This window comes from Paraclostridium benzoelyticum (genome assembly GCF_001006285.1).
Classification (GTDB): Bacteria; Bacillota; Clostridia; order Peptostreptococcales; family Peptostreptococcaceae; genus Paraclostridium; species Paraclostridium benzoelyticum.
In genome coordinates, this window is record NZ_LBBT01000154.1 from 1 (window position 1) to 19805 (window position 19805).

21 protein-coding genes are annotated in these 19805 nt (G+C 29.0%); all 21 read right to left on the reverse strand.

Annotated elements, in window-relative coordinates; translation table 11 throughout:
* Positions 1 to 203: 203 nt before the first annotated feature.
* Entirely contained in the window at positions 204 to 1532 is a 1329-nt protein-coding gene (gene dnaB, locus VN21_RS07180; protein WP_046822658.1) for a replicative DNA helicase, read from the reverse strand.
* Positions 1533 to 1555: 23 nt separating this feature from the next.
* Positions 1556 to 2005, reverse strand: a complete 450-nt coding sequence (rplI, locus tag VN21_RS07185) for a 50S ribosomal protein L9 (protein WP_046822659.1) — start codon at positions 2003 to 2005, stop codon at positions 1556 to 1558.
* Positions 2005 to 4005, reverse strand: coding sequence for a DHH family phosphoesterase (locus VN21_RS07190; RefSeq protein WP_046822660.1), 2001 nt, complete (start codon positions 4003 to 4005; stop codon positions 2005 to 2007). Before VN21_RS07190 ends, rplI begins: the two co-directional genes overlap by 1 nt.
* Positions 4006 to 4014: 9 nt before the next feature.
* Positions 4015 to 4974, reverse strand: coding sequence for a YybS family protein (locus tag VN21_RS07195; RefSeq protein ID WP_046822661.1), 960 nt, complete (start codon positions 4972 to 4974; stop codon positions 4015 to 4017).
* A gap of 7 nt (positions 4975 to 4981) precedes the next feature.
* Positions 4982 to 5302, reverse strand: coding sequence for a MazG-like family protein (locus VN21_RS07200; RefSeq protein WP_021428034.1), 321 nt, complete (start codon positions 5300 to 5302; stop codon positions 4982 to 4984).
* A 94-nt stretch (positions 5303 to 5396) separates the two neighbouring features.
* Positions 5397 to 5624: a 30S ribosomal protein S18 gene (gene rpsR, locus VN21_RS07205; RefSeq protein WP_021127409.1), complete on the reverse strand. Its 228-nt coding sequence runs from the start codon at positions 5622 to 5624 to the stop codon at positions 5397 to 5399.
* A gap of 17 nt (positions 5625 to 5641) precedes the next feature.
* Positions 5642 to 6097 (reverse strand): single-stranded DNA-binding protein, encoded by a 456-nt coding sequence (locus VN21_RS07210; RefSeq protein ID WP_021434331.1) that lies wholly within the window; start codon positions 6095 to 6097, stop codon positions 5642 to 5644.
* A gap of 40 nt (positions 6098 to 6137) precedes the next feature.
* Positions 6138 to 6416, reverse strand: a complete 279-nt coding sequence (gene rpsF, locus VN21_RS07215; RefSeq protein ID WP_046822662.1) for a 30S ribosomal protein S6 — start codon at positions 6414 to 6416, stop codon at positions 6138 to 6140.
* Between the two features lie 296 nt (positions 6417 to 6712).
* Positions 6713 to 7915: an aminotransferase-like domain-containing protein gene (locus VN21_RS07220; RefSeq protein WP_046822663.1), complete on the reverse strand. Its 1203-nt coding sequence runs from the start codon at positions 7913 to 7915 to the stop codon at positions 6713 to 6715.
* 62 nt (positions 7916 to 7977) lie between these two features.
* Positions 7978 to 8163 (reverse strand): DUF951 domain-containing protein, encoded by a 186-nt coding sequence (locus VN21_RS07225; protein ID WP_021428122.1) that lies wholly within the window; start codon positions 8161 to 8163, stop codon positions 7978 to 7980.
* Positions 8164 to 8174: 11 nt separating this feature from the next.
* Positions 8175 to 8438 carry a DUF3343 domain-containing protein gene (locus VN21_RS07230; RefSeq protein ID WP_046822664.1) on the reverse strand — a complete coding sequence of 88 codons (264 nt, stop codon included), beginning with the start codon at positions 8436 to 8438 and terminating at the stop codon, positions 8175 to 8177.
* Between the two features lie 88 nt (positions 8439 to 8526).
* On the reverse strand, positions 8527 to 9117 hold the full coding sequence (gene yedF, locus VN21_RS07235) for a sulfurtransferase-like selenium metabolism protein YedF (protein ID WP_046822665.1): 591 nt from the start codon (positions 9115 to 9117) through the stop codon (positions 8527 to 8529).
* 115 nt (positions 9118 to 9232) lie between these two features.
* The gene (locus tag VN21_RS07240; protein WP_046822666.1) at positions 9233 to 10261 is read right to left on the reverse strand and encodes a DUF5711 family protein; all 1029 of its coding nucleotides are present in this window, start codon (positions 10259 to 10261) and stop codon (positions 9233 to 9235) included.
* A 77-nt stretch (positions 10262 to 10338) separates the two neighbouring features.
* A complete protein-coding gene (locus VN21_RS07245; protein WP_046822667.1) occupies positions 10339 to 11631 on the reverse strand; it encodes a helix-turn-helix domain-containing protein in 1293 nt (430 codons plus the stop codon).
* 166 nt (positions 11632 to 11797) lie between these two features.
* Positions 11798 to 12946: an aminotransferase class V-fold PLP-dependent enzyme gene (locus tag VN21_RS07250; RefSeq protein ID WP_046822668.1), complete on the reverse strand. Its 1149-nt coding sequence runs from the start codon at positions 12944 to 12946 to the stop codon at positions 11798 to 11800.
* 15 nt (positions 12947 to 12961) lie between these two features.
* Positions 12962 to 13840, reverse strand: coding sequence for a ParB/RepB/Spo0J family partition protein (locus tag VN21_RS07255; RefSeq protein WP_025161513.1), 879 nt, complete (start codon positions 13838 to 13840; stop codon positions 12962 to 12964).
* Between the two features lies 1 nt (position 13841).
* On the reverse strand, positions 13842 to 14615 hold the full coding sequence (locus VN21_RS07260) for a ParA family protein (RefSeq protein WP_021428117.1): 774 nt from the start codon (positions 14613 to 14615) through the stop codon (positions 13842 to 13844).
* A gap of 55 nt (positions 14616 to 14670) precedes the next feature.
* Entirely contained in the window at positions 14671 to 15462 is a 792-nt protein-coding gene (noc, locus tag VN21_RS07265; protein WP_021427994.1) for a nucleoid occlusion protein, read from the reverse strand.
* Between the two features lie 159 nt (positions 15463 to 15621).
* Complete coding sequence (gene rsmG / locus VN21_RS07270; protein ID WP_046822671.1) at positions 15622 to 16341, reverse strand: 16S rRNA (guanine(527)-N(7))-methyltransferase RsmG; 720 nt, start codon at positions 16339 to 16341, stop codon at positions 15622 to 15624.
* Positions 16334 to 18229 carry a tRNA uridine-5-carboxymethylaminomethyl(34) synthesis enzyme MnmG gene (gene mnmG, locus VN21_RS07275; protein ID WP_046822669.1) on the reverse strand — a complete coding sequence of 632 codons (1896 nt, stop codon included), beginning with the start codon at positions 18227 to 18229 and terminating at the stop codon, positions 16334 to 16336. The genes rsmG and mnmG overlap by 8 nt, the downstream gene beginning before the upstream one ends.
* A gap of 51 nt (positions 18230 to 18280) precedes the next feature.
* Positions 18281 to 19660 (reverse strand): tRNA uridine-5-carboxymethylaminomethyl(34) synthesis GTPase MnmE, encoded by a 1380-nt coding sequence (mnmE, locus tag VN21_RS07280; RefSeq protein WP_021428106.1) that lies wholly within the window; start codon positions 19658 to 19660, stop codon positions 18281 to 18283.
* Between the last annotated feature and the right edge of the window lie 145 nt (positions 19661 to 19805).

Below are 19805 nucleotides of genomic sequence, written 5' to 3' on the forward strand. Positions count from 1 at the left end.
TCATTTTTTCTCCCCCGTTGAAAAAATTATACTAATTATAAGAAAGCAAGCTAGTTTAGCTTGCTTTTTTAATTTGTTTTTTATCCACTATTTATCCACAGAGTATCTGTGGAAATTGTGGATATCGTTTTTATAATTAAAATAAAAAATATCCACATATGATTATTTTTTTATAAAATTATCAACATGTGGATATTTTTTTATTACATTTCTCTAGCTTTATTCGCAAATTTTTGTATTTCACCTAACCAAACAAGTTCAACTGATCCAGTTTCCCCATGTCTATTTTTAGCTATTATAATTTCTCCTATATTCTTTCTTTCTGAATCAGGATGATAATACTCATCTCTGTATAGGAACATTACTATATCTGCATCCTGCTCTATAGCTCCAGATTCTCTTAAATCGGCTAACATAGGTCTATGGTCTGATCTTTGTTCTGGTGCACGTGATAACTGAGATAATGCTACTACAGGACAGTTTAATTCCTTAGCTATTATTTTCAAAGATCTAGAAATTTTTGATATTTCTTGTTGTCTACTTTCATTACCTCCATCACCTTCCATAAGTTGAAGGTAATCTATAAGAATCAGGTCTAAACCTTTTTCAATTTTTAGTTTTCTACACTTTGATCTTAACTCACCTATTTTTATACCAGGTGTATCGTCTATATATATGTTGGCATTAGATAAAACAGACATAGCATCTATAATTCTAGGCCAGTCATTTTCATCTAAGTTACCAGTTTTTATCTTTTTCAATTCTACATGAGATTGTGCAGATAGCATACGTTGAACTAATTGTTCTTTTGACATCTCTAAACTAAATACAGCTACAGATGCATCACCTTTAAGCGCTGCATTTTGGACTAAGTTAAGCGAAAATGCTGTTTTACCCATTGCAGGACGTGCTGCAACAAGTATCAAGTCTGTTCTTTGTAGTCCATTAGTTTTCTTATTTAAATCATCAAATCCAGTAGTTATTCCAGTTATGTCTTCCTTATTTGTATATAACTTTTCTATCATGTCATATGTATCCATAAGTACTGAATTTATAGCTTGGAAATCTTCGCTAGATTTTTCTTGAGATATATCAAATATTTGCTTTTCTGCTTTTTCTAAAATGTCTTCTACTTTTATTGAACTATCATATCCTAAGTTTAATATATCATTAGATACTCTTATAAGCTTCCTTAAAACTGATTTCTCTTTTACTATATCTGCATAATATTTAACATTAGAAGTTGTAGGTACTATAGTAGATAAACTAGTTATATAGCTTATTCCTCCTACATCTTCTAAATGGCCCTGTTTCTTTAACTCCTCTGTAAGAGTTATCAAATCTATAGGTTCATTTTTATTGTTTAACTTCATCATGCACTCATAAATAATTTTATGAGCTTCTTTATAAAAATCTTCAGGTTTTATAGTTTCTGTAACAGTTATTATAGCTTCTTTATCTAATAGTATAGATCCTAGTATAGATTGCTCAGACTCCACACTATGTGGAGGAATTCTACCTATATCCTCCATTTATCTCACCTCTAGTGTTTTTCTTATTGTTTTTCTTTTACGTCTACTCTCATTTTAGTAACTACTTTTTGATGTATTTTTATTTCAACAAATCTTGAACCTAAAACTCTTATAGGCTCATCTAACATCACTTTTCTCTTATCTACATCTATTCCATGCTCTTTTTTTATTTGAGCTGCTATATCTTTAGATGTTATAGAACCAAATAATCTTCCACCATCACCAGCTTTAGAATACATAGTTATATTCATTTCTTCCATTTTCTTTCCTAATTCAACTGCTGCTTCGTATTCTTTTTGTTCTTTTATTTGTTGAGATGTTTGTTTTTCTTTTAATTCTTTTAACTCTGTATTTCCAGCTTGAACTGCTAATTTTTTAGGGAATAAAAAGTTTCTAGCGTATCCATCACTAACTTCCTTTACATAACCTTTTTTTCCTGTTCCTTTTATGTCTTTTAATAATATAACTTTCATTACTCTTCTTCCTCCTCTAGATATTGTGTTATGATGTCTGATACCATCTTATATCCTTCTTCTAAAGATACTCCTTCAAGTTGAGCTCCTGCTATATCAATGTGGCCTCCGCCACCTAGTTTTTCCATTAATACATGCACGTTAATAGACCCTAATGATCTAGCACTTATAAATATAGTTCCTGATTTAGTTTTACCTAATACAAATGATGCTTCTACATCTTTTATACTTAAAAGTTCATCTGCAGCTTGAGCTACAACTACATTTATATTATTTATATCCGACTTGCAGTAAGCTAAACATATCTTATCATTTATAACTTTAGTGCTTTGAATTATCTCTGCTTTTGTTACGAAATCTTCTAAATTCGAGTTAAATAACTTCTTAACTTCAATTGTATCTGCTCCTGCTTTTTTCAGATATGATGCTGCTTCAAATGTTCTAACTCCTGTTTTAAATGCAAAGTTTTTAGTATCTAAACTTATACCTGCCATTAATCCTTCTGCTGTTAATTTATTTATCTTAACATCCTCTTCCATATACTGAACTAATTCTGTTACCATCTCACAAGTTGATGATACATACGTTTCATGGAATAAAAGAACTGTATCATTTATAAATTCGACCCCTCTTCTATGGTGGTCTATAACAACAATTTTATCAGATATAGCTAATAATTCAGGACATTCAGTAAAATTAGGTCTATGAGTATCAACTACTATTACCAGTGTGTCCTTGGAACAATTTTTAATAGCATCTTCTCTTGAAATAAATATATTATTGTAGTAATCAGATTGTTTCAATCTACCTACAAATTCCTCAATAGAATCGTTAGAACTATTTAAAACTATGTGTGCGTTTTTATTACATGACTTACATATATCATAAATACCTCCTGCGGCTCCCATTGCGTCCATATCAGGATATTTATGTCCCATTATATATATATTCTTGCTTTCTAATATAATCTCTCTTAAAGCATGACCTATAAGTCTTGATTTAACTTTAGTTTTCTTTTCTACAGCTTTTGATTTTCCTCCGTAGAATATAGACTTGTCTTTAGTTTTTATTACGGCTTGATCTCCACCTCTACCAAGAGCTAAGTCTAATGCTCCTTTTGCTAATTTGAAATTATCATTAATTGTTTTTCCTTCTATTCCTATACCTATACTTATTGTTACAGGTAAATTATTTTCTTGGTCAATTTCTCTTATTTTATCTAATATAGAGAATTTATCTGCTTCTAATTTGTCTAATTCATTCTTACTTAAAACTAAAAAGTATTTGTCATTAGCCGTTTTTTCAAGTGCACCATTGCAACTTGATTCTAGTGACGCTAATATCTTATCGATATCTACATTTATTAAAGGTCTTCTCTCTTCAGGAGCACTTTGTAATACTTCATCATATCCATCTACTTGTATAGTAGCTACTACATTTTTTTCTTCTTCATACTTACTTTTTAAATCTAAGTAGTCAGTTTTATCAATCCAGTAAAGCATCATTAAATATTTAGTTTTGTCTTCTTGATCACTTTTTATAATATTATAAACTATAGTGTACTGTCTTCCATTATAGTTTATATCGGTATATAACTCTTTATTTTCATTTAGTACTTTTCTTAAATTTATATTTTTAACAAGAGTTTCTATGTTCATACCTAAGGTATCTTCTTTTCCTGTCATTTCATGGAACTTAGTATTGTACCATGTAACACTACCATCAAACTCTAAAATACATAAAGGTATTGGTAAGTTTAGTATAGCTTTTTTTGTTACTTCATCAATATCTACAGCTAAATCTTGAATATACTTATTCCATTCTTTTCTTCTTATATCTCTTGTTCTCCAGTTATGAAAAACAATATATATAAAGGCAGCAAATACAAGGGCACCTATATATATATTGTAATACATTAATATAAGACTAAGAATCCCAATAACCACTATGTATGCATTTATTTCTGGCATATTAAATTTAAAGGTCGACTTATTAAACATTTCTACCTCCTAAGTGGATTTGTAGTTTCTTACCTTTCTAAAATCAATTGCACTGTCTAACATTCCTACAAAGCTCAAAATCATGGATCCTGATAATAGAATTACTGCTATTACTGCAAATACTATTTTGCCTGGCGATTTATCTTTCCATCTTTTTATAAAATAAATAGACACTGACACCCCTTGTATTAAAAATAGTATACTAAATACCAATTGAATATTTAACATTATTGAATCTGTATAAAGTCCTATATTCAGCATCTCTAAAAACATAACTAATAAATATAATATTAGTGATGTTACTATAGCATTTCCTGGTAAATAAAACTCTGAAAACTTTGGTAAATCGTAATTTAATACTTTAGTTCTTCTTAAAATAAAGGCTTCTACATAATATGTTATTAGTGATGCTATTATGCTATACATAAATAATACTGTAGGTATCATATTCTGGAACATATTAATCATATCTTTGGATGTTATATTTTCTTTAGGCATCATATTCGTACTTTCCATAATAGCAAACTGAGCTTCTACTGTTGCTTTTAAAGTTTTCGATATATCTGCTAATAAATCTATATTAAATAATAGTTTTGACATTCCAAAAAATACAATTATAGATAGTATAAATGCTATCGTTCCAAAGTATATAGGCGTAAAGCTTTTATTTTCATCTTCTACTTTGCTATCTTGATTGATTCTATATCCCACTGCTATCCCTGGTAACATACACATTATAAGCAAGTTTAAAGCGTATACTACATCTACAGTTAATACCAATATAAAAAAAGAGGATATAACTGAAATTAATGCATACTTATATCCTGAAGTTGTTGATATTATAGCATATGGAACAGGAAGAATAAGCGCAAGTAACCCTAAAAACGGAATATATACTGCTCCAAGACAAAGTACTATTCCTATAGCAGTAATTATTGCCGCTTGAGTTAATTTAGCTCTATTATTCAAATTAATATCACTCCCTATTGTCTAAGTAATTTTTAAGATTAGATAAATCTCCATACCATCGTTCTACACTATGGTCTTCCTCTATTCCATCCTTTATCTTTTCCTTTATTTTATAATCTATTTCCTTAAAGCTAATCCCAAGTCTCTTTGATAGTAAATATGTAACCATAACTATGTTAGCTAGAGTATCTTGTAAAATCTGATCTACAGGTCTAGTACCTTTAAATAAAAGGTTAAATAAGTCCCCCAGGCTTATTATCAATTCTGTTTTCATCCATTCAATAATCTTTATGTTCTTCGTTATCTCTGAGTTTTTATCTAGTCTCACTATGTCCCCCCTCCTTAATATATAAATATTATATCATAAATCATAGTAGTTTTAACCAATAAAAAAACGAGCCCCCTAAAGGCTCGTCCTTTTCTTAGTCTAATGTATATGGTAATAAAGCTAAGTTTCTAGCTCTCTTTATAGCAACTGTTAATTCTCTTTGATGCTTAGCACAAGTACCAGCTATTCTTCTAGGTAATATTTTACCTCTTTCAGTTACGTATTTTTGTAATCTTTGAGTGTTTTTGTAGTCTATCTTAGCATTTTTATCTGCACAGAATTGACAAACTCTTTTTTTCTTACGTCTCTTCTTGTTTATCATGTCTTTTTCCCTCCTTTTTAGAATGGTATATCATCATCATCTATAGCTTGGAATCCTTGAGGATCTAATCCTGCAGGTTCAAAGCTTGGTTCGAAACTAGGCTCGAATCCTTGATTCTGATTTTGATTTGGATATGGACTATCCGATCTATTTTTATTACTATCTAAGGCTTGTATATTTCGAGCACTTACCTTAGTGAAAGTTCTTTTTTCTCCTGATTGAGTTTGATAATTATCTACTCTTATCGAACCTTGTATAGCAACTAATCTACCTTTCGATATATAGTTTGCACAAAATTCAGCAGGTTTACCCATTACCTCAACCGGTATAAAATCAGTATCTTTGCTACCATCTTTTTTAGTGAAATCTCTATCAATGGCAATACTGAATGATGCAACGGCTGTTCCTGTTCCTGGGATATATCTTAACTCAGGATCCTTTGTTAATCTTCCCACTAGCACAACATGATTCATATAAACACCGCCTATTTACGTAAAATTTATATAGTAGTTATTAAGCAACAACTATCATATGTCTTATTACGTTCTCGTTTATCTTTAAGTTTCTGTCTATTTCCTTAGGAACTTCAACACCTGACTTAAAGTTAACTAATACATAGTAACCTTCAGTGAACTTAGCTATTGGGTATGCTAATTTCTTAGTACCCCAAGTATCTACAGTTTCAACTTCACCTTCAGTAGCTACAACTTCTTTAACCTTGTTTAATACAGCTGTTTTTGTTTCTTCATCTGCATTAGGCTTTATTACGTAAACTAATTCATAATTTTTCACACGATTCACCTCCCTTTGGACTTACGGCTCTGCTACGCAGAGCAGAGAAATGAGATTTATAATCTCACACTTTACACATTTTATCACTAATAAAATTAATTGTCAATTTTATTTTATTTCATACTAAAATTGGAAATATTAATATTATAAGAAAAAATAAAATCTAAAATTAATATAGTATAAAGATTTTTATTTTGTTAATCCTATAAGGTATAACCCCATAACCTTAATATATTTCATCTTAATCTCCCCTAAAAAAAATAGTGACCTCTTAGGTCACTATTTTTTATTTAAATTTAAGCATTTGCATCTTGAGCTAAAGCATCTTTTAATGCATCTGCTAATCTCTTAACACCCTCAACTATTTTCTCTTCAGGCATATTAGAGTAGTTTAATCTGAATGTATTTTCTTTTCCTCCATTAGGGAAGAATGACCCTCCTGGAACATAAGCAACATTTTTTTCTAAACATTTTTCCATTATTTTTCTTGCATCTAAATGTTTTGGTAGATCTACCCAAGTGAATAATCCACCTTCTGGATATGTATGTTCTATTCCCTCTGGGAATGTTTCGTCTATTGTTTTTAACATTAAATCTCTACGTTTTTTGTAAACTGTTTTTATTTTTTCAACATGAGCATCTAAATCATAAACATCTATAAATTTACTTACTTCTCTTTGTGATATTGTAGATGCTTGTAAGTCTGCTCCTTGTTTAACAAATATGAATTTTGATAATAGTTCTTCAGAAGCAGCAACCCAACCTATTCTATATCCTGGACAGAATATTTTTGAGAATGATCCTAAGAACATAACTAGTCCTTTTTCATCCATAGCTTTCAATGATGGTAATATTTCCCCTTCAAATCTTAATTCTCCATATGGATTATCCTCTACTACTGGTATTTCAAACTTATTTATGACATCCATGAATCTTTCACGTCTTTCCATAGACCATGTCTTTCCTGTTGGATTTTGGAAGTCAGGTATAACGTATATCATTTTTACATTTTCTGTTGTTTCTAAAATATTTTCTAATTCTTCAATTATCATACCATCTTTGTCAGTTGGTACTTCTATAAATTTAGGACAATAAGCTTTAAAAGCATTAAGTGCACCTAAGTATGATGGACTTTCTACTAAAACTACATCTCCTTCGTCTAAGAAAATTTTACCTGCAAAATCTAAACCTTGTTGAGATCCACTTGTTATTAATAGATCATCTTTTGATACATTAGTTTTTAGCTTTCTATTCATTCTTTCAGCTATTTGCTCTCTTAAAGGTCCAAATCCCTCTGTTGTAGTATATTGAAGAGCCTCTCTTCCTGATTCTTCTAATACCATTCTTGATATTTCTTTCATTTCTTCTACTGGAAATAATTCAGGAGCTGGAAGTCCGCCTGCAAAAGATATTACTTCAGGTTTCTCTGTCAATTTTAAAAGCTCACGAATCTCAGATCCTTTTAATCCATCCATTCTTTTTGCAAATTTGATAGCCATAATTAAGTTCCCCCTTGGTAAAATGTTTTCCCACTTTAATTATAGCAAAAGAAAACGCTTTTTTACAAGCCTTTTACTTTTTTTATTCTTTTTTCTAAAGTTTCTCTATCTAACATCAGCATTCTATCACACTTTAAGCATTTTATTTTAAAGTCCATTCCTGCTCTAGTTATTTCAAATTCTTTGCATCCACATGGATGTGGTTTCTTTAGTTCTACAACATCTCCTACGTTTAGCTTCATTGGCATTTGCATCACTCCTATCTTAATTTAGTTACTTCTTTTTGTCCTCCGGCTACTCTATTTACTTTGAAAATTCCATGATATAAAATTTCATTTTCTTCTAAAGACTCTACAACTACATCCATATCCTCTTTTAAAAATCTAACAGATATTCCGCAGCTAGAACTTATTTCCCTAGGTGTTGGTAAAGTTGTTACCTTTAAATCTTTTTCGTTTAAAACTTTATCTGTTCTTATTGCATGGTGTGTTGAGTTAAAAGCTACTATATACATTTCGTTCATTTTTTTGAATTCCTTTCTAATTGTGCCTTTATTTTTTGATTTTATATAAACAAAGACTACATAAACTTTGTCATGTAGTCTTTATAATTTATATAGATATAGTTTTTGATGAATTGTTCATTGATTCTACAATCGTGTACATATTTGTTACAGTTCCAACTTTTAATTCTTCTTTTAATCCGTAGTAGTCTAAACATGTTCCACAAGATAATATTTCAACACCTGCATCTTGTAATATCTTTAGGTTTTCTACTGTAGCTTCATTTTCTGTTGTCAACTTTATTCCGCTATTAACAAATAGTATACATTTTGGATATGGCTTACTTTCTGTTAAAGTATATATATATCCTTTCATAAGTACATGTCCTAATTCATCATTTCCAGTTCCCATTCTATCTGAGTTTATAAATATACATGTATCAGCTAAAGACTCTTGTGATTTTTCTTCTATTATAACATTTTCACCTTTTATAATCTCTATACAAATAGAATCTTTTTCTGTTTTTAATACATTTGCTTCTAAATTCATTGATTTTGCTAATTTTAATATATTTTCCTTAGCAATATCATTATCTACAGTTACTTCTACAACCCCTTGTTCAATAATATCTAATTTTTTTTTAGTATTTATAACTGGTTTCGGACATGCCAGTCCTTTTGCATCTAACTCTATTCTCATAAATACTCATCTCCTTAATATAATACAATACTTCCTTAATTTTAACATATATAGACATATTTTGTTATAGATTATTCCTATACCATAGATTTAAATTATTTCATTGTTCTATTGTCTATTTAACTTTTAATATTTGTATTTTATCATCCAATTCAACACCTATAGTTGAGTCGTTAATCAACATTATACTTTTTATGTCCTTTTCAAAACCTTTTAATTCTTCACCTTTTTTATTAATTATTTTATTATCTTTATACAATATAAAGTTATCTTTCATATTAACAATACCATCTATATATTCAATATTACTTGATGTAGATATATCTTCAACTTTCTTGCTTATATGTTTTATATTATTGTTTTCTTCTATAACATAAATTCCATCACTATTTATATTGCTATAATATTTTATATTTTTAACATCAAATTCATCGATTACCTTTAAATTATAATCTACCCTACTTATCTTATTTTTTTCAATTAAGTAAATATTATCCTTTTGTACTATACTATCTAAAATTATAGAGTCTTTTATGCTTTTTTTATTTTTTAAGTTTCCATTGTAATCATATTTAGTTATTGTGCTTTCTAAATCTTTTTCAGTTTTTAAATCACACACGTATATACCTTGTGATGTATATTCTATATCAGTTAGTTTTCCTTCTAAATCTAAGTTTTTCTGCAAGTTACCCTCAAAATCGTAAATATTTATACTATCTTTATTTTCTTTTTTATATGCATACACATATGAATCATTATCTAAGCTTACATACATAAGTCCATTATTCGGTACATTTTTTTTGAAAACAACTTTTCCAGTTTTATTTATACTATATATAGTATTTTTATCTTTATCTAGTACATCTATATATTTATTGCTATCTAGCCTTAAATTTTTTATATTTAGATTTATCTTAAATATTTCTTTTCCATTTTCATCTACACTTTTTAATGTCTTTCCATCATAATATACAATACTATCTTCATATTCTATACAATTAAACTTTTGACTAATTTCTATACTTTTTTTATCTTGCATCTCCACAGATTTTTTACCTAGTTTTTTGCTAACATTCCCTATTGTATTAGGATTTATTAAAACTATTATAATTAATACAATTATTAATAACCATTTCTTTTTCACATCTAATCCCCCCAAGCCCATTTATACCTAATATTTTCTATATAAAAATAAAAGACTCCTTTTATTAAAGAGTCTTTTTAAATAATTTCTAAGTTTTTATATAAACAAACACCTTTTTGATAATACTCAAGTTCTTTTTCTTTTGAGATATCTGTATATAGTTGACCTAATTCTATATATAAGTCTGCAAGAGTTTTCCTATCGTTTAGTTCATTTACTATATTTATACATTTTAGTATATATTCTATTGCCATTTTAATATTTTCTTCTTTTTTATATATTTGAGAATAATATTTAAGAGCTTTATATTCAAAATACTTATTTTTATTTTTTATTGAACTAGCTAGTGCTAACTTTGAATACTTTCTAGCTTCTTCATAGTTTTCTAATTGAATGTATGATTGTATTATTTTTATAATAACATTAATTGAACATTCATCTTCATCATATTTCTTTATTTCATAAGCTCTTTTTGAATAATCTAATGCTTTTTCACTGTCGCCTATATTTTCATAAACTTCACATACTCTCAAATAAACATTAGCTAATTCATTCTTATTATCTTCTTCTTCTAAAAGTTCTAAAGCTAATCTAAATTGTTGCTTAGCTTCTTCATATTTACCCATACCCATTAATTTATTCGCTTTAGATACCATTAACTCAGCTTCTTCTTTTGTGTTAACTGTTATATCTAAATTTTTAATTTTTTCTATATACTCTAAAGCTTCATCATCTTTATTTAGTTGTGTATAACAAAATGATATGTTACTGTACAAATCTTTTTTAACACTTGAATCATTTAATTTATTTTCTTCTAAAATATCTTCAGCAAATTTGAAGTTACTTACTGCTCCTTTATGGAAGTTTTCTTCCATATAAATTTTACCTATGTTTATATAGCATTTAGCTATATTCTCTTTATCATTATTTTGTATGAAAAAATATAATGATTTTTCAAAGTTAATTATAGCGGCATTATAATCTTTTTGTTTTAGGTTTATCGTAGCAAGTAATAGATTGCATCTCCCATAATTATCTATTAATTGATACTTTGTACATATCGACATAACTTTATTTATTTCTTCTTTTGATTTTTCTAAGTCTTTGCATTTTATATAAATTTCACTTTGTATTATTAAATTATCAGTTATCTTTTTAGCTTGCATTTCCTTTGTTTCTAGTAAATAGTCTACACTTACACCAAGACGGCTTGCTAAATATTCTAATAACTCGTAACTAGTGTATGACTTGTCTCTTTCTATATGACTAATTTGAGCTGCAGTAATTCTTTCTCCAGCTAATTCTTTAAGCGTTAAGTTTTTTTCTTTTCTTAATTTCTTAATTTTTTCTCCTAAGCTTAAAATTTCCATGCCTGTCCCCCCTAGAAAACATTTTCTTATAATAAAATTATAACTTATATTTATCATAAATACACTAATTTATTTTTTTAGATGCCATTTATTTTTAATTTAGTACATAAAAATACAGGTGATTCCACCTTTATAGCCATACTACTAAGGTAAATCACCCATATTTTTACATATTAATTTCTTTTTCTATTTCTATTAAAGCTTCGACAGTTTTATCTATTTCCTCTTTTGTATTAAAGTATCCAAAACTAAATCTTACAGTACCTTGTATAAGCGTTCCTATTGTCTCATGAGTAAGTGGTGAACAATGAATTCCTGATCTTGTAGCAATATCGTACATATCGTCTAGCAAGTACGTTAATTCTCCTGAATCTATATCCCCTATGTTTATAGAAATTACAGCTGCTCTTTTTTTACTATCCAAAGGTCCATATATTTTAACATTAGGAACCTCATTTAATTTTTTTAACATATAATCACATAATTCTTCTTCATGATGTCTAATTTTCTCTATTCCTGTTTCTAAAACAAACTTAACTCCTGCATTTAAACCTGCTATACCAGGTGTATTATGAGTTCCTGACTCATATCTATCAGGCATCATGTTAGGTTGGAATAAGTCTTCTGAATTACTACCTGTTCCACCTTCTTTTAATATATCGACATTAAGTCCTTCTCTTATATATAAAATACCTGTACCTTGTGGTCCAAGTAAACATTTATGCCCTGGAGCTGCTATCATATCTACATTTAGCTTCTGAACATCTACATCATATACCCCTAATGTTTGAGATGCATCCACTAAGTATACTATATTATTTTCTTTAGCTATATTACCTACAGATTCTATATCAACAATAGTTCCACATACATTTGATGCATGAGTTGTAACAATCAATTTTGTATTTGGTCTTATTGCTTTTCTTATATCTTCAGGATCTAGTTGTCCTAATTTATCACATTTAACAATAGTATTTTCTACTCCTTTTTTCTCTAAAGACTTTATAGGTCTTATAACTGAGTTATGTTCAATGCTTGTTGTTATAATATGATCTCCAGGTTTAACAACTCCTTTTATAGCAAGATTTAAAGAGTCTGTAGCATTATGTGTAAACACTATATTCATAGGATTAGATACATTTAAAAGTTTAGCTATATTCTCTCTACATTCGTAAATCTCTCTTCCTGCTCTCATAGCTAATTTATGACCAGCTCTCCCTGGATTAGCTCCATAAGTTTCCATACAATCTAAAACTGCGCAATATACTTCCTTAGGTTTTGGAAATGTAGTTGCTGCATTATCTAAGTAAATCATGTTAAGTCCCCTCTCTTATGCTTCTTGTCCTTCTAATAATAATGATATTATGCCATTTAAATCATCATCATTATAGTACTCTATCTCTATTTTACCTTTTTTCTTGCCTTTAGAGATATTAACTTTTGTTCCTAAAAGACTTGTAAGTCTTTCTTCTACATCCACAATATATATATCTTTTTGTTTTTTACTTTTTTCAACAACTGGAGTTTCGCTTTCTACTATTTTTTTAGCTAGTCTTTCAGTTTCTCTAACAGATAGCTCTTCTTCTATTATTTTGTTAGCTAACTCTAATTGGATTTTTGAATCAGTTATTCTCAAAAGAGCTTTACCATGCCCTGGGGTAATTCTATTATCTTCCACCATAGCCATAACTTCTTTACTAAGGTTTAAAAGTCTTAAAGTATTTGTTATATGAGGTCTACTTTTTCCGACTGCTTCAGAAATTTCCTCTTGAGTTACACTATAATGATCTATTAAACTTTTATAAGCTATTGCTTCCTCTATAGAGTTTAAATCTTCTCTTTGTAAGTTTTCTATAAGGGCTATTTCCATTAAATCTTTCATAGGTATATCTTTTATAACGGCTGGCATTTCTTTTAAATTAGCTTTTTTTGAAGCTCTGTATCTTCTTTCACCAGCTATTATCATGTATTTACCTTCATCATCTGGCTTAACTACTATAGGCTGTAAAACTCCATAGTTTTTTATAGAATTTGATAATATCTCTATTTTTTCCCCATCAAAAACTTTTCTAGGTTGTTCTGGGTTTGCATAAATTTTCTTTATATCTATATTAACAATGTCTTTTGAATCTATTTCTTCTTTTATAGTTGGAATTAAAGCTCCTAGCCCTTTTCCTAGTCTATTTGAACGTCTTGTCGTTTTTTCCATTCTATATCACATCCTCCTCTAAATCTATAAATTCTTCTGCTAATTCTAAGTATGCAACAGCACCTTTACATCTAGAGTCATAGTATATAACTGGTTTACCATGACTTGGAGCCTCTGCTAACCTTACATTTCTTGGAATTAAAGTTGTATACACACTTCCTTTAAAGTATTTTTTTACTTCTTCTACTACTTGAATTGACAGGTTCGCCCTTCCATCAAACATACTTAAAACTACACCTTGTATCTCTAAATTAGGATTTAGACTTCTCTTAATTAGTGATATAGTTTCCATTAGCTGGCTAACACCTTCCAAAGCATAGTATTCACACTGTATAGGTATTAAAACACTATCAACTGCTGTTAAACAATTTATAGTTAGCATACCTAAAGATGGAGGACAATCTATAAATATGTAATCATATTTATCTCTTACTTTATCTATTGCTTTTTTTAATATATATTCTCTTTCTTCAACAGTTGTAAACTCTATTTCTGCTCCAGCTAATTCTGTTGCTGATGCTACTATATCAATATTTTCAAATTCAGTTTTAATTATTGCATTCTCTATACTATCATTATTTATTAATACTTCATAAATTGTATTTTCGACTTCATTTTTCTCTATCCCATATCCACTAGTAGAATTCCCCTGTGGATCTAGATCTAATACTAAAACTTTTTTACCCATTTTAGCTACACTAGCGCTTAAATTTACATTTGTAGTTGTTTTTCCAACTCCACCTTTTTGATTAAACACTGCTATTACCTTGCTCATAAGACTTAACCCCCTTTAACCTTTTAAAAAAAGATTACTGCTAAGCAGTAATCTTTTATTTTTTAGGAATCTTTACAACAACCTCTATGTGATCACCTTTATCAACCTCTTTATACTTAGCTTCTAATCCTGTATTAGTTATAGCTTCGTATGCTTGCTTGATAGTATTAAGGTATATTCTCATTCCCATTATACCTTTGACAGTTTGTTTTTTATCTTCACCATCTTTAGGTTGTTTTAAATCTTCTAATATATCTGCTATTAGCTTTTCTGTTTTCTTTACATTTAAATCTGATTTTATTACCTTTTCTAAAACTTCTCTCATAAGTTCTTCATTTGGCAATTTCAATAAAGCTCTAGCATGTCTCTCCGTTAAACTATTCTCTACTAATTTTATTTTTATATCTGTTGGTAATCTTAGTATTCTAATTTTATTAGCTATTGTAGATTGATTTTTTCCTAACTTTGCTGCAAGCTGTTGTTGTGTGAACTCATGCTCTTTTATTAAGTTCTCATAACCCATAGCTTCTTCTATAAAATTTAAATCTTCTCTTTGTAAGTTTTCTAATAATGCTAATACAGCTGAAGATTCATCAGACATATTATTTATTATAGCAGGAATAGTTTTTAATCCAGCTAGTTTTGATGCCCTAAGCCTTCTCTCTCCTGCTACTAATTCATACTCATTGTTGCTTTTACTCCTAACAGTTATAGGCTGTAATATACCATATACCTTTATAGATTCACTTAACTCTTCTAATGCCGCTTGTGAAAATACTCTTCTTGGTTGGTATGGATTTGGAACTATATTATCTATAGGTATCTCCATAACTCTTTTATCTTCCATAACATCCCTCTCTCATCCAAAACTAAATATATTTAAAACACGAAATTACCTTAGTTACTTATTTGTATAATATTTCTTCATTTAACTACATATTCCTTCTAAAATATTTTTTTTAACATATAATTTAAAAATATTTCTTTGGAAATATACATTTTCATTCTATTTTATTGGGCTTTTTACTGGTTTACCTGCTTTTCTTGGGTATTTTGCTGGCGTACTATTTACTTTTTTGAAAACAACTATGTTGTGTTTTAGCTCTATTTCTGGAAGCTCTACATCTATCTTTTCTACAAATTCTAAACCTAAAACTTCCATAGCTTTTCTAGATTCTTCTAATTCAGTATCTGCATTTGGTCCTTTTAAACATACAAAGTAACCCCCAACCTTTATAAAAGGTACACAAAATTCCATTAAAATAGGTAATCCTGCAACAGCTCTAGCTGTCGCTATATCATATTGTTCTCTATATTTTTCATCTTTTCCAAAGTCTTCTGCTCTTCCATGTATTAATTCAATATCATCTACATTAATACTTGTACAAACTTCACTTAAGAAATTTATTCTTTTATTTAATGAATCTAAAAGAGTTACTTTCGAATTTTCTAAGCAAATTCTTAATGGAAGTCCTGGGAATCCAGCTCCAGTTCCTACATCAATTATAGACATTCCATCTTTTATATACCCTTTTTTAACTGCGGCTACAGAGTCTAAAAAGTGTTTTATATACACTTCTTTTTCCTCTTCTATTCCAGTAAGATTCATTTTTTGATTCCATTCAACTAAGATTTCTCTATATTTACTAAACTTATCTATAGTTTCATCGCTACATTTTAGTCCTAGATCTTCAATACCTTTTTTTAATATATCAGCATTAGTCATTTTTTTCACCTCTACCTCTTCTTTGTTGCTCAAGATAGATAAGTAAAACTGATATATCAGCTGGCGAAACTCCAGATATACGAGATGCTTGTCCTATTGATATAGGCTTTATAGCATCTAGCTTTTGTCTAGCTTCTATTCTTAAACCATCTATAGCTGAATAATTTAAGTCTTCATTTAACTTCTTATTTTCTAGCTTTTTAAATTGATCTATTTGTTTTAATTGTTTATCTATATAACCTTCATATTTAGTCATTATTACACATTGTTCTTTTACTGAATAAGGAACCTCTTCTCCTGCTCCTTTACCAGCAGCTTCTATCATTTCATAATCAACTTCTGGTCTTTTTAAGAATTCATATAAAGAGTAACCTACTTTTATAGGAGATGCTCCCTTTTCTTCTAATAGATGATTTATATCTTTAGGAGTAATTCTTTCAGTCTTTAATCTTTCTAATTCTTTTTCAATTAAATCTTTTTTATCTAAATATTTATTGTATCTATCTTCATCTACAAGACCTATTTCATGACCCTTTTCAGTAAGTCTCATATCTGCATTATCTTGTCTTAGATATAATCTATACTCACATCTAGATGTCATCATTCTATACGGTTCATTAGTTCCTTTTGTAACTAAATCATCTATTAAAACACCTATATAAGCTTCTGATCTATCTAATATAAATGGTTCTTTTCCTTGAATTTTTAATGCTGCATTTATACCTGCAATTAAACCTTGAGATGCTGCCTCTTCATAACCTGAAGTTCCATTGAATTGACCAGCACTAAATAAGTTGTCTACACCTTTTATCTCAAGTGTTGTTTTTAATTGAGTTGGATCTATACAATCATACTCTATTGCATATGCAGGTCTCATTATTCTTGCATTTTCAAGACCTTGAACACTCTTATACATTTGAATTTGTACTTCGTAAGGTAAGCTTGTTGATATACCTTGGATGTACATTTCTTTAGTACTTTCTCCTTCTGGCTCTATAAATATTTGATGTGATTCCTTGTCACTAAATCTAACAATTTTATCTTCTATAGATGGACAATATCTAGCACCAGTACTATCTATTTCACCTGCATACATAGGAGATCTTCCTAGGTTACTCTTTATTATTTCATGAGTATTTAAATTTGTTCTTGTTAAATAACATGGCTCTTGTTTTCTAGCTAATTCATTATTTAAAAATGAGAATGGAGTTATACGCTCATCTCCATTTTGCAATTCCATAACAGAGAAGTCTATGCTATCTCTATGTATTCTAGCAGGAGTTCCTGTTTTAAATCTTCTCATTCTTAATCCTAAGTCAACAAGTTTATCAGTTAAGAATTTACTGTAGCCTAAAGCATTAGGCCCTTCATAAAAAGAAACTTCTCCCATGTATATTTTAGAATTTAAGTAAACTCCTGTTGCAAGTATTACAGCTTTAGCATGATATATACATCCTAGTTTTGTAATTACACCCTTTACAACATTACCTTCACTTAGTATATCTACAACTTCATCCATTGCTATATCTAAGTTAGGCTCATTTTCTAATGTTTTTTTCATTTCTTCATGGTATCTAGCCTTATCTGCTTGAGCTCTTAATGAGTGAACAGCTGGACCTTTAGCTGTATTTAGCATTCTACTTTGTATAAATGTTTTATCGATATTTATACCCATTTGCCCACCTAGAGCATCTATTTCCTTAACTAATTGCCCTTTTCCTGTTCCTCCTATAGAAGGGTTACAAGGAAGTAAAGCTATTGAGTCTAAAGAAAGAGTTATAACTAATGTCTTATGTCCCATCCTAGCTGTAGCTAATGCAGCTTCACATCCTGCATGCCCCGCTCCAACTACTATTACATCATAATTTCCTGCATCAAAATTTAACATATATTCTCCTTTCTGATAAATATAGTATGTTTCACGAAAAACATATTATATTTATTTTCCTATACAGAAGTTACTAAATATCGTGTCTAATAGATCTTCAGTTACTGTATCTCCGTTTATATATCCTAAGTAATCCCATATATTTTTAAAATCAACCTCTATAAAATCTAATGGCATATATGAGTCTATAGCCGTTAAAGCATCTGAAATTGATTGTTTAGCTTTGTATAGTGCATCTTTATGTCTAGAGTTTGTAACAACTAAATCAGAAGAGTTTCTAACCGTTCCTTCAAACACCATATCTTCTATTTTATCATGTATTTTTTCTATACCTTCATGTTGTAATGCTGATATAGTTATTATATTTTTTTCATCTACAAACTGTTTTATTTTTTCTATATCTATAACTTGATCTAAATCTGTTTTATTTAGTAAGACTATAGTTTTATTAGGTTGTACAGCTTCTAAGATTTCTATATCTTCTATTTCTAATTCTCTTGAAGAGTCTAAAACAACTATCGATAAGTCTGCTGAATTGAAAAATTCTTTTGATTTTTCAACTCCTATTTTTTCAACAACATCTTCAGTCTCTCTTATTCCTGCTGTATCTACTATTTTTAAAGGTATTCCTTTTATGTTTACAAATTCTTCTATTACGTCTCTTGTAGTTCCTGGAATATCTGTTACTATAGCTCTATTCTCACCTAATACAGCATTTAAAAGAGATGATTTTCCTACATTTGGTTTTCCAACTATTACTGTTTTCAATCCATCTCTAAGAATTTTTCCACTTTCAGCTGTATCATATAATTTATTTATTTCTTTTTGAAGTTCTAGTGATTTTTCTTTTAATGTATTATATGTTATGTGCTCAACATCTTCATCCGGAAAATCTATAGAAACAGTTATATGAGCTAGCATTTCTGTTATACCGAATCTTAAATCTTTTATTTTTTTAGATAAAGACCCTTCTAACTGAGACTGAGCTACAGTGTGAGCCATCTCCGTCTTAGCATTTATAACATCTATTATTGCCTCTGCTTGAGCTAAGTCTATTCTTCCATTTAAGAATGCTCTCTTGGTAAATTCTCCTTGATCAGCTAATCTAACATCTTTAGATAAAACTAATTCTAGTATTTTCTTTACAGAAATAAATCCTCCGTGGCAGTTTATTTCTATAACATCTTCAGTTGTATATGAGTTTGGACCTTTCATATAAGCTACTAATACTTCATCTATAGTCTTTTCTCCGTCTAGTATATGACCATATATTAATGTTCTTGTATTATACTCTTCAATCTTCTTTCCTGAAACTGACTTGAATATATCATTTGCTACTTGAAGTGATTTTTCTCCACTTATTCTTATTATTCCGATTCCACCTTCACCTGGCGCTGTTGCTATTGCAGCTATAGTATCGTCTATAAACAATCCTATCACCTCTTTATTTAATATTTTTATACACAATCTTTTAAAATAATATTTTATCACTTTATATACTATTTTGTAATAATATCGATCTAAAATTTGAATAAACTCTACCTACTATAATATCATGTATATCAACAGAATCTTA

Bases quoted from the DNA above. Each gene is read 5' to 3' on its own strand.
- rpsR (WP_021127409.1), bottom strand. From the start codon at position 5,624: ATGATAAACAAGAAGAGACGTAAGAAAAAAAGAGTTTGTCAATTCTGT.
- VN21_RS07250 (WP_046822668.1), bottom strand. From the start codon at position 12,946: ATGATTTACTTAGATAATGCAGCAACTACATTTCCAAAACCTAAGGAA.
- rplI (WP_046822659.1), bottom strand. From the start codon at position 2,005: ATGAAAGTTATATTATTAAAAGACATAAAAGGAACAGGAAAAAAAGGT.
- VN21_RS07190 (WP_046822660.1), bottom strand. From the start codon at position 4,005: ATGTTTAATAAGTCGACCTTTAAATTTAATATGCCAGAAATAAATGCA.
- rsmG (WP_046822671.1), bottom strand. From the start codon at position 16,341: ATGACTAATGCTGATATATTAAAAAAAGGTATTGAAGATCTAGGACTA.
- VN21_RS07225 (WP_021428122.1), bottom strand. From the start codon at position 8,163: ATGCCAATGAAGCTAAACGTAGGAGATGTTGTAGAACTAAAGAAACCA.
- mnmG (WP_046822669.1), bottom strand. From the start codon at position 18,229: ATGTTAAATTTTGATGCAGGAAATTATGATGTAATAGTAGTTGGAGCG.
- yedF (WP_046822665.1), bottom strand. From the start codon at position 9,117: ATGAGAATAGAGTTAGATGCAAAAGGACTGGCATGTCCGAAACCAGTT.
- VN21_RS07230 (WP_046822664.1), bottom strand. From the start codon at position 8,438: ATGAACGAAATGTATATAGTAGCTTTTAACTCAACACACCATGCAATA.
- VN21_RS07210 (WP_021434331.1), bottom strand. From the start codon at position 6,097: ATGAATCATGTTGTGCTAGTGGGAAGATTAACAAAGGATCCTGAGTTA.
- dnaB (WP_046822658.1), bottom strand. From the start codon at position 1,532: ATGGAGGATATAGGTAGAATTCCTCCACATAGTGTGGAGTCTGAGCAA.
- noc (WP_021427994.1), bottom strand. From the start codon at position 15,462: ATGGAAGATAAAAGAGTTATGGAGATACCTATAGATAATATAGTTCCA.
- VN21_RS07260 (WP_021428117.1), bottom strand. From the start codon at position 14,615: ATGAGCAAGGTAATAGCAGTGTTTAATCAAAAAGGTGGAGTTGGAAAA.
- VN21_RS07245 (WP_046822667.1), bottom strand. From the start codon at position 11,631: ATGGAAATTTTAAGCTTAGGAGAAAAAATTAAGAAATTAAGAAAAGAA.
- VN21_RS07255 (WP_025161513.1), bottom strand. From the start codon at position 13,840: ATGGAAAAAACGACAAGACGTTCAAATAGACTAGGAAAAGGGCTAGGA.
- VN21_RS07220 (WP_046822663.1), bottom strand. From the start codon at position 7,915: ATGGCTATCAAATTTGCAAAAAGAATGGATGGATTAAAAGGATCTGAG.